The sequence below is a fragment of the Paenibacillus agaridevorans genome (assembly GCF_003112455.1).
GTDB lineage: Bacteria > Bacillota > Bacilli > Paenibacillales > Paenibacillaceae > Pristimantibacillus > Pristimantibacillus agaridevorans.
Window position 1 is genome coordinate 85,097 of record NZ_BDQX01000291.1, and the last position, 15,598, is coordinate 100,694.

The following is a 15,598-nucleotide window of genomic DNA, read 5'->3' on the forward strand; positions in this document are numbered from 1 at the left end:
AAGGATGGAAGAAATGGGGATTCGAGCCCCAAAGAAGAGGCGATTGACGGGGCTATTGAGCAATATTGAGAAAAAAACGAACTTTAAAATATATAAGCTTCATAATGTTCGTATTTTGTTGACAGTGGAAGAACGATTGTTTAAACTAGAGAAGGCTTGGGACGAAAGGCTGTCCCTCCTAATACACGTTCAAAAAGTACCTCTTCAAGGAATAACTCGTATATTTTCGGGATTGGCCCGAATGTTTCTACCTGGAAACCTTAATTTCTGGACTACGAGCTAGATGAATCGGAAATTCGGCAAGTTCATAGGAACGATAGACGGAACATTGACGCAACGCCCTTGCCAAGGGGCTGCATGACAGGTTGCTCCCGCATGGGGCAGCCTTATGCTGTCTTTAGGCTGGTGGATTGCGCGGTCCTGCCCGGATTCATCGAAAAAGAACGATATCGCCCTCCATGGCGGACGTTCTCGGCTATGGTCCTGCGGCAGATCGGCAACCGATCTCTCTGGGGCTTTTTTCTATTTCCTGGAACGAATGCATTCTATAAAAGATGAAAGTGGGTTTGGACCAATGTCTGCTAAGGTAGGCGTCATCATGGGCAGTAAGTCGGATTGGGACACAATGAAATTGGCTTGCGACATCCTGGAGGAGCTCGAAATTCCGTACGAGAAGAAGGTCGTGTCAGCGCACCGCACGCCGGATTTGATGTTCGAATACGCGGAAAGCGCCGCGGAGCGCGGCCTTAAGGTCATTATCGCGGGAGCGGGGGGCGCCGCGCATCTGCCCGGCATGGTCGCCGCGAAGACGACTTTGCCGGTTATTGGCGTTCCCGTCAAATCCTCGAATTTGAGCGGCCTCGATTCGCTGCTCTCCATCGTGCAGATGCCGGGCGGCATCCCGGTGGCGACGGTCGCGATCGGCAACGCCGGAGGCACGAACGCCGGTTTGCTGGCAGCCCAGATGCTGGGAGCGTTCGAGCCCGACATCGCGGCACGAGTGCAAGCCAGGCGCGACCGCGTGAAGCAGGAAGTGCTGGAAAGCAGCGAGACGTTATGACGCGCGCAACGACTGGATCGGATGGCGCCAAGACGATTCTGCCTGGCGGAACGATCGGAATTCTAGGAGGCGGACAGCTCGGGCGAATGCTTGCTAATGCAGGCAGCGCAATGGGCTACCGGTTCGTCGCACTGGATCCCACGCCGGATTCTCCGATGGGACAAGTATCCCGGCAGATCGTGGCGGCGTACGACGATATGGACGCGGCTCTGGCGCTTGCGGAAGCGTCGGACGTCATTACGTACGAATTCGAAAACGTTGATGCAGACGTCGCCGCAAAGCTGATGGAGCGGTCCTATGTGCCGCAAGGCAGCGAGCTGCTGTACACGACGCAGCATCGTCTCCGCGAGAAACGGGCGATCGAAGCGGCAGGCGTCCGCGTGGCACCGTATCGCGAGATCACTAGCGAGGATAGTCTGCGGGATGCGGTATCCGCATTCGGAACGCCTTGCGTGCTCAAAACGGCGACAGGGGGCTACGACGGCAAGGGACAATGGGTCATCCGCGGCGAGGATGAAATTCCGGAAGCCTACGAGACGTTATCCCGTGCGGGCACTCAGCTTGTGCTGGAACAGTTCATCAGGTTCAAACAAGAAATATCGGTCATTGCGGCAAGAAGCTCCAAAGGAGAAATAAAAGCGTTCCCTCCTGCGGAAAATATTCATGTCGATAATATATTGCATCTTTCTATCGTGCCGGCTCGCGTCGGCGAAGACGTGATTGCGGAAGCAGAGCGGCTAGCTGTACGGATCGCGGAAGGACTGAACGTCGTCGGACTCATCGCGGTGGAACTGTTCGTGACGGAGGACGGCGGGCTGTACGTCAACGAGCTCGCGCCGCGTCCGCATAACAGCGGGCATTACACGATGGAGGCTTGCCGCACGTCGCAGTTCGAACAGCATGTCCGCGCCATCTGCGGCTTGCCGTTGGGCGATACGTCGCTGATGAGCTCCGTCGTCATGGTCAACGTGCTGGGGCAGCATGTGGAGCCGCTGCTGGAAAGGCTGGCGGAAGGCGACGATGCGGCGACTCATGCCGGCATTGCTCCGAAGGTGCATTTGTACGGGAAAAAGGACGCCGTATTCAAGCGGAAGATGGGTCATGTGAACGTGCTGGCCCCTAACGTGGAGGCGGCATTGCAATGGATAGAAGAAACTACGATTTGGAAGGTGTGATGCCATCATGTTAGAACGTTATAGCAGACCCGAGATGAGAGCCATCTGGACGGAAGAGAATAAATTCAAAGCTTGGCTGGAGGTTGAACTGTGCGCATGCGAGGCTTGGTCCGAGCTTGGCATTATTCCACAGGAAGACGTTAAAGCGCTGCGAGCTTCGGCCAGCTTCGACATCGACCGGATCTACGAGATCGAGCAGGAGACTCGCCACGACGTGATCGCGTTCACCCGGGCCGTATCCGAGACGGTAGGACCGGAGCGCAAGTGGGTGCATTACGGCCTGACTTCCACGGACGTCGTCGATACGGCGATGGGCTACTTGCTCCGGCAAGCTAACGAAATCCTGCTTAAGGATATCGAAAGATTTATCGGCATTCTTCGCGAGAAAGCCATTCAGTACAAGGACACTCCGATGATGGGGCGCACGCACGGCGTGCATGCCGAGCCGACGACGTTCGGTCTCAAGATGGCGCTGTGGTACGAAGAGATGAAACGCAACCTGGAGCGGTTCCAGCACGCGGCGCACAACGTTCAATTCGGCAAAATGTCCGGCGCCGTCGGCACGTACGCTAACATTGATCCGTTCGTTGAGCAATTCGTCTGCGACAAGCTAGGCATCACGGCCGCTCCGATCTCCACGCAGACGCTGCAGCGTGACCGTCACGCCGAGTATGTAGGCGTTCTGGCTCTGATCGCGACGTCGATGGACAAGTTCGCCACGGAAATCCGCGCGCTTCAGAAGAGCGAATTCCGCGAGGTGGAGGAGCCGTTTGCCAAAGGCCAGAAGGGCTCGTCGGCGATGCCGCACAAACGCAATCCGATCGGCTGCGAGAACATGTCCGGCCTGTCCCGCGTCATTCGCGGCCATATGCTGACGGCATTCGAGAACGTGCCGCTCTGGCATGAGCGCGACATCAGCCACTCTTCGGCGGAGCGCGTCATCCTGCCTGATTCGACGATGCTGCTTAACTATATGCTTAACAGACTGGGCAACATTATTCAGAACCTGACGGTGTTCCCGGAAAATATGAAACGCAACATGAGCGCGACCTACGGCGTTCCGTTCTCCGGCCGCGTCATGACGAAGCTGATCGACAAAGGTTTCAGCCGCGAGCAAGCGTACGACACGGTGCAGCCGCGTGCGATGCAGGCTTGGGAAGAGCAGCGCCAATTCCGCTCCATCGTGGAAGAAACGACGGAAATTACGGCGGTGCTGTCTTCGGAGGAGATCGACGACTGCTTCAACCCTGCTTGGCATCTCAAGCATGTAGATACGATTTTCGCAAGACTGGGCTTGAACTAGGCGAGGAACGAGGGGATGAATGGAATGAGCGCAAGCGCAAGACCGCAGGCATTATCTACGGCTGTCGATTACGTAAAGGCGCCGCTGGTGTACAAGGGCAAGGTGCGGGAGCTGTACGATCTCGGGGAGCACTTCCTGATCGTCGTGACCGACCGGATCTCGGCGTTCGACTACGTGCTGGACCCGGCTGTTCCCGATAAGGGCAATGTACTGAATCGGCTGTCGGCTTTCTGGTTCGAGGTAACGAAGGAGCTGCAGGAAAATCATGTGGTGCATACCGACGTGGCGTTGCTGGGCGATATCGTGACGGAGCCGGAGCTGCTTAAGAACCGCATCATGGTGACCCGCAAAGCCGAACGCATCGATATCGAATGCGTCGTGCGCGGCTACATTACGGGCGGCGGCTGGAGACAGTATACGAGCACGGGCGAGATCAACGGCATCAAGCTGCCGGAGGGCATGCGGAAGAACGAACATTTTGCTGAGCCGATCTTTACGCCGGCCGCAAAAAATGACGTCGGCCATGACGAAGACGTCCCGTTCGAGCGGATGGCGGAGCTGGTAGGCGAAGCTCTGGCCGAGGAGCTGCGCGACCGCAGCCTGACTCTGTATCGCTTCGCGCATGACTATTGCCAGGAGCGCGGCATCATTCTCGCGGATTGCAAGTTCGAATTCGGTCTGATCGACGGCAAGGTCATCCTGATCGACGAAATTTTCACGCCGGACTCGTCGCGCTTCTGGTCGGAAGGCAGCTACGCCTACGACGTGGAGATCGATAGCATGGACAAGGAGCCGGTCCGAACTTACCTGCTGGGCTCGGACTGGGATCGCGACAGCATGCCGGATCCGCTGCCGGCGGTTGTCGTTGCGGCCACGACGGCGCGCTACCGCGAGATTTACCGTCGCTTGACGGGGCAGGAGCTGTCGTAGGAAGCGGACATAGAAACACCAAACGAGCATCACACAGTAACAGCAACAACTATCCAACAAGCATGTTCAACGAATTACCATTATAAACACACATTCAGGAGGCTATTATGAAGGCAACCGTCTACGTTACGATTAAGGAAAACGTTTTGGATCCGCAAGGAACGGCCGTGCAAGGCGCGCTCCATTCCATGGGGTTCGCGGAAGTTGGCAAAGTGCGCATCGGCAAATATCTCGAGGTGGAGCTTGACACAAACGATCGCGCGGAAGCGGAAGCCCGCCTGAAAGTGATGTGCGAGAAGCTGCTCGCGAACACAGTGGTCGAAGACTACCGCTTCGAGCTGGAGGGTTAAGATCATGAAATTTGCGGTTCTCGTATTTCCCGGCTCCAACTGCGACATCGATTGCTACAAGGCAGTTGAAGCGATCGGCGAGCAGGTCGACTACGTCTGGCATACCGCTACGGACCTGTCCGGCTACGACGCTATCCTCGTGCCAGGCGGCTTCTCCTACGGCGATTACTTGCGCTGCGGCGCTATCGCGCAATTCGCGAACGTCATGAACGAAGTGAAGAAAGCGGCAGACGAAGGCAAATATATTCTTGGCATCTGCAACGGCTTCCAGATCCTTACGGAAGCAAATCTTCTCCCTGGCGCGCTTATCCGCAACACGGGCCTGAAATTCCGTTGCCATGGTACGCCTCTTGAAGTGGTGAACAGCAATACGGCTTTCACGAATCAATATTCGCAAGGCGAGATTATCGATATTCCGATCGCTCACGGCGAAGGCAACTACTTCTGCGACGAAGAAACGCTGGCCGAGCTCAAAGCGAACAATCAAATCGTATTCCGTTACGCGGGCGAAACAAATCCAAACGGCTCCGTCGACAACATCGCGGGCATTAGCAACAAAGCGGGCAACGTCGTCGGCATGATGCCGCATCCGGAGCGCGCGGTAAGCCAGATTCTGGGCTCGGAAGACGGACTGAGAATGTTTACATCGATTTTGAATGCATGGAGGGAACAACATGGCGCAGCAATTAACAGCTAAGGAGCCGACTGCGGAGCAAATCGCGGATCAGCGCATTTACACGCAATTCGGCGTTACGGATTACGAATACGAACTGATTTGCGGATTCCTGGGCCGCAAGCCCAACTACACGGAGATCGGCGTATTCAGCGTCATGTGGTCGGAGCATTGCTCCTACAAGAACTCCAAGCCTATTCTGAAAAAATTCCCGATCACCGGACCTCGCGTCCTGATGGGGCCGGGCGAAGGCGCGGGCATCGTCGACATCGGCGACAACCAGGCTGTCGTGTTTAAGATCGAATCCCATAACCATCCGTCTGCTGTCGAGCCTTACCAAGGCGCGGCGACGGGTGTCGGCGGCATTCTTCGCGATATTTTCTCGATGGGCGCGCGTCCTGTAGCCATACTAAACAGCTTGCGCTTTGGCAACTTGAACAATGAACGCGTTAAATACTTGTTCGAAAATGTCGTCAGCGGCATCGCCGGCTACGGCAACTGTATCGGTGTTCCAACGGTTGGCGGCGAAGTGATGTTCGACGAAAGCTACGAAGGCAATCCGCTCGTCAACGCGATGTGCGTCGGGCTGATCGACCATGACAAAATCCAGCGCGGCGTCGCCAAAGGCGTAGGAAACCCTGTTTTCTACGTTGGCCCGGCAACGGGGCGCGATGGCATTCATGGCGCGACATTCGCATCCGTCGAGCTCTCCGAGGAGTCCGAGGAGAAACGTACGGCGGTCCAAGTCGGCGATCCGTTTATGGAAAAGCTGGTTATGGAAGCAACGCTCGAGCTGATCAACTCCGGCATCGTTCTGGGCATTCAGGATATGGGCGCGGCCGGCCTCACTTGCTCCAGCGCGGAGATGGCTTCCAAGGCAGGCAACGGTCTTGAGCTGTACCTCGACGAGGTGCCGCAGCGCGAGACGGGCATGACGCCTTACGAGATGATGTTGTCCGAGTCGCAAGAGCGTATGCTCTTTGTTGTCGAGCCTCAGCATGAGGCGCAAGCGAAGGAAATTTTCGATCGTTGGGGCATTATTTGCGCAAAAGTGGGCAAAGTGACGGATGACGGACGTCTCCGGTTGTTCCACCAGGGCGAAGAAGTAGCCGACATGCCGGTCAAAGCTCTTGTCGACGAGTGTCCAGTGTACAACAAACCGTCCAGCGAGCCTGCTTCGTTCCGCGAGAGCGCAGCGATCGACACGGCTGCTTTTGACGAAATTACGGATCTGAACGGCGCCCTCGAGAAAGTTCTGGCTTCCCCGACGGTTGCGAGCAAAGAGTGGGTATATAACCAATATGACTACATGGTTCGTACGGCTACGGCCGTGCGCCCGGGCTCCGATGCAGCGGTTGTTCTCGTTGACGGTACGCGCAAAGCGCTGGCGATGACGACGGATTGCAACGGACGTTACGTGCATCTGGACCCCGAGATGGGCGGACGGATCGCGGTCGCGGAAGCGGCGCGCAACATCGTATGCTCCGGCGCGGAGCCGCTGGCCATTACGGACAACCTTAACTTCGGCAACCCGGAGAAGCCGGAAATCTTCTGGCAGCTTGAAAAATCGGCGGATGGCATGTCCGAAGCTTGCGTGAAGCTGGATACGCCGGTCATCGGCGGCAACGTCAGCTTGTACAACGAGAATGCCAAAGGCGCGATCTACCCGACGCCGGTCATCGGCATGGTCGGCCTGGTGCATGACGTCGACCACATCATGACGCAAGGCTTCAAGTCCGAAGGCGACGTCATCGTGCTCCTCGGCGACACGAAAGCGGAGTTTGGCGGCAGCGAGCTGCAATACGTGCTGAGCGGCGCTCCTGCGGGACGTCCTCCGGTCATCGATCTCGACGTGGAGAAGCAAGTTCAAGATGCCGTCCTTGGCGCTATTCAGCAAGGGCTCGTCGCTTCTGCGCACGACTTGTCGGAAGGCGGCATCGCGGTAGCGCTGGCGGAGTCCTGTATCAGCGGCGGCGTTGGCGCGGAAGTATCGCTGACCAGCGACCTTCGTCCGGACCACCTGCTGTTCAGTGAATCGCAATCCCGCATTCTGCTGTCGGCGAAGCCGGAGCAGGCGGACGCATTGACAGCTCTTTTGAGCGAGCAAGGCGTTCAATTTGCGGTCATCGGTAAAGTATCGGGTAGCAGCCTCACCATTAACGTCAATGGCAAATCCGGCATCGCAGCGCCGGTACAACAACTGGAGAAGGTTTGGAAGGATGCGATTCCATGTCTCATGAAGTAATCGACCGTTCTGCGCAAGCGAGCGCTGTGCCTAATCGCACGGCTCTCGGCGGCCAGGTACGCGACGGTGCAACATTAGATGGCCAGGTGCTTTGGACCGGCGATCATTACAATGAGGGTATTGGCCGGGACGATATTTTTGACAAGTTGCGCGAGGAGTGCGGAGTCTTTGGCGTGTTCGGTCATCCCGACGCCGCAGGACTATCTTATTACGGCCTCCATGCGCTGCAGCATCGCGGAGAAGAGAGCTCCGGGATTTGTACGGTTGATACAGACAATGGCAATGCGTTTAACTACCATCGCGGCATGGGGTTAGTCAAGGAAGTGTTCGACAAGGACAAGCTGGACATGCTGAAGGGCGATCGCTCTATCGGCCATGTCCGCTACTCCACATCGGGCTCGAGCCAACTCGGCAACGCGCAGCCGCTTATTTTCAGATACCGTGATGGTGACCTAGGCGTTGCGACAAACGGCAATATTGTGAATGCGCCCGAGATTAGACACGAGCTCGAGATGAGCGGCTCCATCTTCCAGACATCCAGCGACACGGAAGTGATCGCGCACTTGATCGCCCGTTCCTCGAAGGACTTCGAGACGGCGGCCAAGGAAGCGTTGCAGCGTATCGTCGGCGGCTTTGCTTTCCTCATCATGACCAATGAGAAGATGATCGTCGCTTCCGATCCCAACGGACTTCGTCCGCTGGCGATGGCGCGTCTGGGCGATGCGTACGTGTTCTCTTCCGAGACTTGCGCGTTCGAGACAATCGGCGCGGAGTACGTTCGCGACGTTCAGCCGGGCGAGCTCCTGGTGTTGGATGCGAACGGCATACGCACGGATCGTTACGCGAAGATCGAACGCCGCGCGACCTGCGCGATGGAATATATTTATTTTGCGAGACCGGACAGCGACATTAACGGCATCAATATCCACTCCGCGCGCAAACGGATGGGACGTCAGCTGGCTACCGAGGCGTTCGTCGACGCGGATGTCGTAACAGGCGTACCGGACTCCAGTATTTCGGCAGCGATCGGATTCGCGGAGCAGACGGGCATTCCGTACGAGCTGGGGCTTATCAAAAACAAGTATACGGGCCGGACGTTCATCCAGCCTTCGCAGGAATTGCGCGAGAAGGGCGTCAAAATGAAGCTGTCCGCGGTTCGCAAGGTCGTCGAAGGTAAACGCGTCGTCATGATCGACGACTCCATCGTGCGCGGCACAACGTCGCGCCGGATCGTCAACTTGCTGCGCGAAGCGGGAGCTACGGAGGTGCACGTGCGAATTACGTCGCCGCCGTTCAAGAACCCTTGCTACTACGGCATCGACACGCCGGATCGCAAGGAGCTCATCGCTTCGTACCGCACAGTCGAAGAAATCCGTCAAGAAATCAATGCGGACTCCTTATCCTTCCTGAGCAATGACGGATTCGTCGACTCCGTGGGCGGCAACGACGGTGCGTACAACCGCGGCATGTGCCTTGCCTGCTTCGACAACGATTACCCGACTCCGGTTAATGAGGAGTCGGACAAAAGCTGCAGCTGCTAGGACAGCCGCGACCAGCGCTCCGTGCGGCGGAGTGGCGGCTGCGCGGAGCGAATAAGTCGGCGAGACCGACTTAATCCCGCGCCAAGCTGCTGCGTGGAGCGAATAAGTCGGCGCAGCCGGCTTAATATCGCGCCAAGCGGCTGCACGGAGCAAATAAGTCGGTGTAACCGACTTAATCTCCCGCAAAGCGGCTGCGTAGAGCAAATAAGTCGGCGAGACCGACTTAATCCCGCGCAAAGCCACTACGCGAAGCAAATAAGTCGGCGACACCGATTTAATCCAGCGCCAAGCAGCTTCGCGGAGCAAATAAGTCGGTGTAACCGACTTAATCCAGCGCCAAGCTGCTGCGTGGAGCGAATAAGTCGGTGTAGCCGACCTAATCTCACGCCAAGCCGCTACGCTGAGTAAATAAGTCGGCGAGACCGACTTAATCCCGCGCCAAGCGGCTGAGCGCGGCAAATTAGTCGGCGCAGTCGACCTATTTACGAGACGAAAGTTAGTCTGCCAAACCTGCGAGTTTGCTCACTTGAGTTGCATTTGCGGGATAAGATACTTTTCTGAGAACGAAATAAGGAGTGGAACCTTTTGTCAGAAGCATATAAAAAGGCTGGAGTCGACATCGCCGCGGGCAACGAAGCGGTCGAACGGATGAAAAAACACGTGAAGCGCACTTACCGTCCGGAGGTTCTGGCGGAGCTGGGCGGCTTCGGCGGCCTGTTCGGACTGGACAAGGACAAATACGAGGAGCCCGTGCTCGTATCCGGAACGGACGGCGTCGGCACGAAGCTGAAGCTGGCGTTCGCAATGGACAAGCATGACACGATCGGAATCGATGCGGTAGCGATGTGCGTGAACGATATTATCGTGCAAGGCGCAGAGCCGCTCTTCTTCCTCGACTATCTGGCATGCGGCAAAGTTGTTCCCGAGAAGATCGAAGCGATTGTCAAAGGGATCTCCGAAGGCTGCGTCCAATCCGGCTGCGCACTGATCGGCGGCGAGACTGCAGAGATGCCTGGCATGTACTCCGAAGAAGAATACGACATCGCCGGTTTCACGGTCGGCATCGTCGACAAGAAAAAAATGATCGATGGCTCCACGATCGCTCCCGGCGATGCGGTGCTTGGCTTCGCTTCCAGCGGCATCCACAGCAACGGTTTCTCGCTCGTTCGCCGTCTGCTGCTCGAAGAAGCAGGCTACTCGCTGGATCAACAGCTGGACGAGCTGGACGGCGCCAAGCTGGGCGACGTGCTGCTCGAGCCGACTCGCATTTACGTGAAGCAAGCCCTTAAGCTGATCGAGGAAGTGCAAGTGAAAGGCATGGCGCACATTACAGGCGGCGGTTTCATCGAGAACATCCCGCGCGTGCTGCCTGACGGCGTGAACGTAGACATCGCTTATGGCTCGTGGCCGATCCTGCCGATCTTCGGCTTGATGCAAGACAAGGGCGCGATCTCGAACCGCGACATGTTCACGACGTTCAACATGGGCATCGGTCTGGTTATCGTTGTGCCAGCCGACCAAGCAGAGAAGTCGATTAAAATCTCCGAAGAGCTTGGCGAGAAGGCTTACCGAATCGGCACGGTTACGGAAGGCAACCGCGTCGTAACGTTCACGGGAGCGGAAGTATAATGGCGCCGCTGCGCATTGCGGTATTCGCTTCGGGACAAGGGACGAACTTCCAGGCGATTGCGGATGCGGTGCGGGAGGGGAAGCTCGATGTGACCATCGAGCTTCTTGTTTGTGACAAGCCGTCTGCGCCGGTCGTCGAACGGGCGAGCCGGGCAGGCGTAGACGCCTTCGTATTCAAACCCAAGGATTACCCGAACCGCGAAGCTTACGAAACGGAAATCGTCGCCGAACTCACGAAGCGCGGCGTGGAGCTCATCGTGCTTGCTGGCTACATGCGCATTCTCACTCCTACAATCGTTGAGCCTTATTATGGCCGGATGATCAACGTGCATCCGTCGCTGCTGCCGGCATTCCCCGGCGTAAATGCAATGGGGCAGGCGCTGGACTACGGCGTAAAGGTGACCGGCGTTACCGTGCACTATGTCGACGGCGGGCTAGACAGCGGTCCGATTATCGCGCAAGTCGTCGTACCAATCTCGGATGGCGAGGGCATCGACACGTTGTCAGAACGAATTCAAGCAGTGGAACGGGAGCTGCTGCCTAACGTGGTCGGCGCAATCGCTGCAGGTCGAGTCAAGCTCGACGGGCGGCAAGTGACCGTATCATAGTCGTAGTTTAACCAGAAGCAGAACGTAGCGATATAAACACCCGGCAGGTGAATGACAGCCTATCGTCATAAATGCGTGAGATGTCCCGCTTAACGGACAAGAAAGACGCTAATTTTCGATTTTGATAGGTTTCTAAAATCTAACGGACACAGGCGACCCTATTTGCACGATCTGGGCAATATTAACCTTGATTATGTTCAATTAACGTTTCTCCTGTCCGTTAAAGTTAAAAAACGGAAGAAAACGCGCAAATAGCTTCGCTGTTGTCCGTTAGAAATCATAACGTTATTGACTCAATCCAATTCAACCAATCCAAGGAGGACGTTAAAAGTGGCTATTCGCAGAGCGTTGATCAGCGTGTCCGACAAGACGGGCATCGTTGAGTTTTCGAGAGCACTCGCAGAGCAAGGCGTGCAAATTATTTCGACCGGGGGGACGTTCAACCTGCTTCAGAAGGAAGGCGTTCCCGTCATTGGCATCTCCGATGTAACAGGGTTCCCCGAGATTATGGACGGACGCGTCAAGACGCTGCACCCGGCCGTACACAGCGGCCTGCTGGCGGTTCGCGACAACGAAGAACATCAGAAAGCGATGAAAGAGCTGGGACTCGAGTATATCGACCTGGTAGTCGTTAACTTGTATCCGTTTAAAGAAACAATCGCCAAGCCTGACGTGACCTACGAGGACGCGATCGAAAATATCGACATCGGCGGCCCGACCATGCTTCGTTCCGCGGCCAAAAACCATGCGTTCGTTACGGTTGTCGTCGACGCCGGCGACTATGCTGCCGTTGCGGAAGAGTTGAAAGAGGGCGGCGACACGACGCTCGCGACGCGCAAACGTCTGGCCGCGAAAGTATTCCGCCACACGGCGGCTTACGACGCGCTGATCTCGGACTACCTCTCCAAACAAACGGGAGAGCCGCTTCCCGAGACGTACACAATTACTTACGAGAAGGTGCAAGATCTGCGTTACGGCGAGAACCCGCACCAGAAAGCAGCTTTCTACAGCAAGCCGCTGGCGGCGACGGGCAACGTCACAACTGCCGAGCAATTGCACGGCAAGGAGCTGTCCTACAACAACATTAACGACGCGAACGCCGCGCTCTCCATCTTGAAGGAATTCGACGAGCCGGCAGTTGTTGCCGTCAAACATATGAACCCTTGCGGAGTGGGCATCGGAGCAACGATTCACGAAGCGTACCAAAAAGCGTACGAAGCCGATCCGACATCGATCTTCGGCGGCATCGTCGCGGCTAACCGCACGATCGGCGCCGATACGGCCGAACTGCTGGGCGGCATCTTCCTGGAGATCATCATCGCGCCGGATTACACGCCTGAAGCGTTCGACATTCTCGCGAAGAAGAAAAACATCCGTTTGCTCAAGCTCGGCGAACTGACGGCTGCGGCCGAACGCAAATCCGAGTGGGTCGTCACGTCCGTAGACGGCGGCATGCTCGTTCAAGAGAGCGACGTGCACAGCATTACGGAAGCGGATCTGAAGGTCGTCACGGAGCGCCAGCCGACTCCGGAAGAACTCAAACAGCTTCTGTTCGGATGGAAGGTCGTGAAACACGTGAAGTCGAACGCGATTTTGCTCGCGAAGGACGACATGACGGTAGGCGTAGGCGCAGGCCAAATGAACCGAGTCGGCGCGGCGCGCATCGCGATCGAACAAGCAGGCGAGAAAGCTGTCGGCGCGGTACTGGCTTCCGACGCGTTTTTCCCGATGGGCGATACGGTCGAGCTTGCGGCGAAAGCCGGCATCAAGGCGATCATCCAGCCCGGCGGCTCCATCAAGGACGAAGAATCCATCGCTGCGGCGAACGCGAACGGCATAGCAATGGTGTTTACGAGCGTCCGTCACTTCAAACATTAATCCACGTTACAAGAAAAGGGGCTTGCACTCATTATGCGTATTTTAGTCATTGGCAGCGGCGGACGCGAGCATACGATCTGCTGGTCACTTAAGAAAAGCGATAAGGTGAAAGAGCTGTTCTGCGCGCCAGGAAATGCAGGCATTTCGCAAATCGCGGAATGCGTGCCGATTCCGGTATCCCAGTTCGACGAGCTAACCCGTTTCGCCAAGGAAGCGTCGATCGATCTCGTATTCGTCGGTCCCGACGATCCGCTTGCGGAAGGTATCGTGGACGCTTTCGAAGCGGCGGGCATCCCTGCTTTCGGTCCGAACAAGGCGGCCGCGGAGATTGAAGGCAGCAAGATTTTTATGAAAAATCTGCTCAAAAAATACAACATCCCGACAGCCAAGTACGAGACGTTTACCGACTACGAGGCGGCCTCCGCGTACTTGCGCGAGCAGTCCACTCCGATCGTCATCAAAGCGGACGGTCTCGCTGCCGGCAAAGGCGTAACGGTCGCCTACTCCATGGAAGAGGCCGAGAAGGCCCTTCGCGAAGTGATGGTCGACAAGGTGTTCGGCGAAGCGGGCAACCAGATCGTCATCGAGGAATTCCTCGAAGGGCAAGAGATGTCGATCCTGGCGTTCGTGGACGGCGAAACCGTAAAACCAATGGTTCCGGCTCAGGACCACAAGCCGATTTTTGACGGCGACAAAGGACCGAACACGGGAGGCATGGGCACGTACACGCCGCTTCCCCATATCGATCCGGCGATCATCGAGGAGTCTATCACGAACATTATCCTACCGACGGCAAAGGCAATGGTCAGCGAAGGACGTCCGTTCCGCGGCGTATTATTTGCGGGCTTGATGATCACCAAGGACGGTCCCAAGACGATCGAGTTCAACGCCCGCATGGGCGATCCCGAGACGCAGGTCGTGCTTCCGCGGCTGAAGACGGATCTCGTCGACATCGTGCTGGCTGCGATGAACGGACGGCTGGGCGATCTCGACATCGAATGGAGCGACGAAGCGGCGGTATGCGTCGTGGCGGCATCCGAAGGTTATCCGGCTTCCTATCCGAAAGGCCGCGTTATTACGGGCATCGCGGAAGCGGAAGCGCAAGGCGCGCTTGTGTTCCACGCGGGCACTGCGCTCAAGGACGGCCAGTTCGTGACGAACGGCGGACGCGTGCTCGGCATCGTCGGCCGCGGCCGCGACATCGCGGAAGCTCGCGCGCGCGCCTACGAGGCGGTTAGCGTCATCTCCTTCGAGGGGATGCAGAACCGCACGGACATCGCGGCGAAGGCTCTTCGTTAGGAGCTAGCTGCCCTACTGATCGGTTCAAAATAAAAAGACCTCAAACCCTAAGTTAGGGATTGAGGTCTTTTTGCTGTGGGGACAACAACTGCCAATCGGTTTTTGTTATCCGTTAAGAAGATAAATCTTATTTATAATAGGATGTAGTCAAAGGGATAAAGACAGCGGTGTCCTTAGTGGCACTTCCATAGATGTACAGCTCTTCGACGCCTCCGATATCAACCTTGACGGTAACCAGGCCATTTTCGGATTTGATGACATTTTCTGCTTTCAGAATAATGTCGTTTTCCGAGTCTTTAATCGTAAAGTCTGTCAGATCGCCGCCGACAGCTGCAATCTGAAGGTATAACGTTTGATAGTTTTTATCCGGATAGAGCATAAAACTAACATTGCGGTTGCCGGAAGCGTTGTCGTAAAAAGCTTCTTTGTAATCCTTGCCTTTATAGGTCGTTTGGACCGGGTCCTTTGTGTGATACATATCATCGAATCCCTTGGCAATAGAGGTGCCATCAACCTTCTCGCCCAAAATAATCGTTTTGGTAGCCTCGTCATAATCTACCGCTACATCAAGCGCATCGGACACAGCGCGGATAGGAAAATAGTTGGCGCCTTGATAGACGATCGGTGCAATGGCGTTGCCGTTTACGTCACGCAGATCAGCGTAAGTTCCGTCGACCTGTACCTTTATTTCAGGATTTAAAAAGGCTTTAATCTCCTGCAGCTTCGTCGCCGCAAATGCCCCAGTTCCCATACTGGCCAACATGGATACACCGATAATGGCTGCAAATGCTTTTTTCTTCAATACGCTCACACTCCTGGCTGAAAATTATGTAAAATATCAACAATTATTATAAATGAATAATTTTCCATCAACAAGAGTCCTTTGGCATAGTTCTGATCCACTCCG

The 15,598-nt window shown here is 56.2% G+C and carries 13 protein-coding genes and 1 riboswitch; of the genes, 12 read left to right on the top strand and 1 reads right to left on the bottom strand.

Annotation, left to right across the window (positions count from 1 at the left end):
- The first annotated feature begins 196 nt into the window (after positions 1–196).
- Positions 197–295: riboswitch (purine riboswitch) on the top strand.
- A gap of 279 nt (positions 296–574) precedes the next feature.
- From purE to purD, 12 genes are all read left to right on the top strand, one after another.
- Positions 575–1,060: a 5-(carboxyamino)imidazole ribonucleotide mutase gene (purE, locus tag PAT3040_RS24360; protein WP_087571423.1), complete on the top strand. Its 486-nt coding sequence runs from the start codon at positions 575–577 to the stop codon at positions 1,058–1,060.
- Positions 1,057–2,235, top strand: coding sequence for a 5-(carboxyamino)imidazole ribonucleotide synthase (purK, locus tag PAT3040_RS24365; RefSeq protein ID WP_108994718.1), 1,179 nt, complete (start codon positions 1,057–1,059; stop codon positions 2,233–2,235). Before purE ends, purK begins: the two co-directional genes overlap by 4 nt.
- A 7-nt stretch (positions 2,236–2,242) precedes the next feature.
- Complete coding sequence (gene purB / locus PAT3040_RS24370; RefSeq protein ID WP_108994719.1) at positions 2,243–3,538, top strand: adenylosuccinate lyase; 1,296 nt, start codon at positions 2,243–2,245, stop codon at positions 3,536–3,538.
- A 24-nt stretch (positions 3,539–3,562) separates the two neighbouring features.
- Positions 3,563–4,468 (top strand): phosphoribosylaminoimidazolesuccinocarboxamide synthase, encoded by a 906-nt coding sequence (locus PAT3040_RS24375; RefSeq protein ID WP_108994720.1) that lies wholly within the window; start codon positions 3,563–3,565, stop codon positions 4,466–4,468.
- Between the two features lie 104 nt (positions 4,469–4,572).
- Entirely contained in the window at positions 4,573–4,818 is a 246-nt protein-coding gene (gene purS / locus PAT3040_RS24380) for a phosphoribosylformylglycinamidine synthase subunit PurS (protein WP_179215887.1), read from the top strand.
- 4 nt (positions 4,819–4,822) lie between these two features.
- Complete coding sequence (gene purQ, locus PAT3040_RS24385) at positions 4,823–5,515, top strand: phosphoribosylformylglycinamidine synthase subunit PurQ (RefSeq protein ID WP_087571428.1); 693 nt, start codon at positions 4,823–4,825, stop codon at positions 5,513–5,515.
- Positions 5,493–7,736, top strand: a complete 2,244-nt coding sequence (gene purL / locus PAT3040_RS24390) for a phosphoribosylformylglycinamidine synthase subunit PurL (protein WP_087571429.1) — start codon at positions 5,493–5,495, stop codon at positions 7,734–7,736. The genes purQ and purL overlap by 23 nt, the downstream gene beginning before the upstream one ends.
- Complete coding sequence (purF, locus tag PAT3040_RS24395; protein WP_087571500.1) at positions 7,721–9,277, top strand: amidophosphoribosyltransferase; 1,557 nt, start codon at positions 7,721–7,723, stop codon at positions 9,275–9,277. Before purL ends, purF begins: the two co-directional genes overlap by 16 nt.
- A 585-nt stretch (positions 9,278–9,862) precedes the next feature.
- A complete protein-coding gene (gene purM, locus PAT3040_RS24400; RefSeq protein ID WP_108994721.1) occupies positions 9,863–10,906 on the top strand; it encodes a phosphoribosylformylglycinamidine cyclo-ligase in 1,044 nt (347 codons plus the stop codon).
- Positions 10,906–11,514 carry a phosphoribosylglycinamide formyltransferase gene (gene purN / locus PAT3040_RS24405; protein ID WP_108994722.1) on the top strand — a complete coding sequence of 203 codons (609 nt, stop codon included), beginning with the start codon at positions 10,906–10,908 and terminating at the stop codon, positions 11,512–11,514. Before purM ends, purN begins: the two co-directional genes overlap by 1 nt.
- Before the next feature lie 330 nt (positions 11,515–11,844).
- The gene (gene purH, locus PAT3040_RS24410) at positions 11,845–13,392 is read left to right on the top strand and encodes a bifunctional phosphoribosylaminoimidazolecarboxamide formyltransferase/IMP cyclohydrolase (protein ID WP_087571432.1); all 1,548 of its coding nucleotides are present in this window, start codon (positions 11,845–11,847) and stop codon (positions 13,390–13,392) included.
- 33 nt (positions 13,393–13,425) lie between these two features.
- Positions 13,426–14,691 (top strand): phosphoribosylamine--glycine ligase, encoded by a 1,266-nt coding sequence (gene purD, locus PAT3040_RS24415; RefSeq protein ID WP_108994723.1) that lies wholly within the window; start codon positions 13,426–13,428, stop codon positions 14,689–14,691.
- A gap of 127 nt (positions 14,692–14,818) precedes the next feature.
- Here the strand turns inward: purD and PAT3040_RS24420 are convergent, their stop codons facing one another.
- A complete protein-coding gene (locus tag PAT3040_RS24420) occupies positions 14,819–15,493 on the bottom strand; it encodes a stalk domain-containing protein (RefSeq protein WP_108994724.1) in 675 nt (224 codons plus the stop codon).
- Positions 15,494–15,598 lie beyond the last annotated feature (105 nt).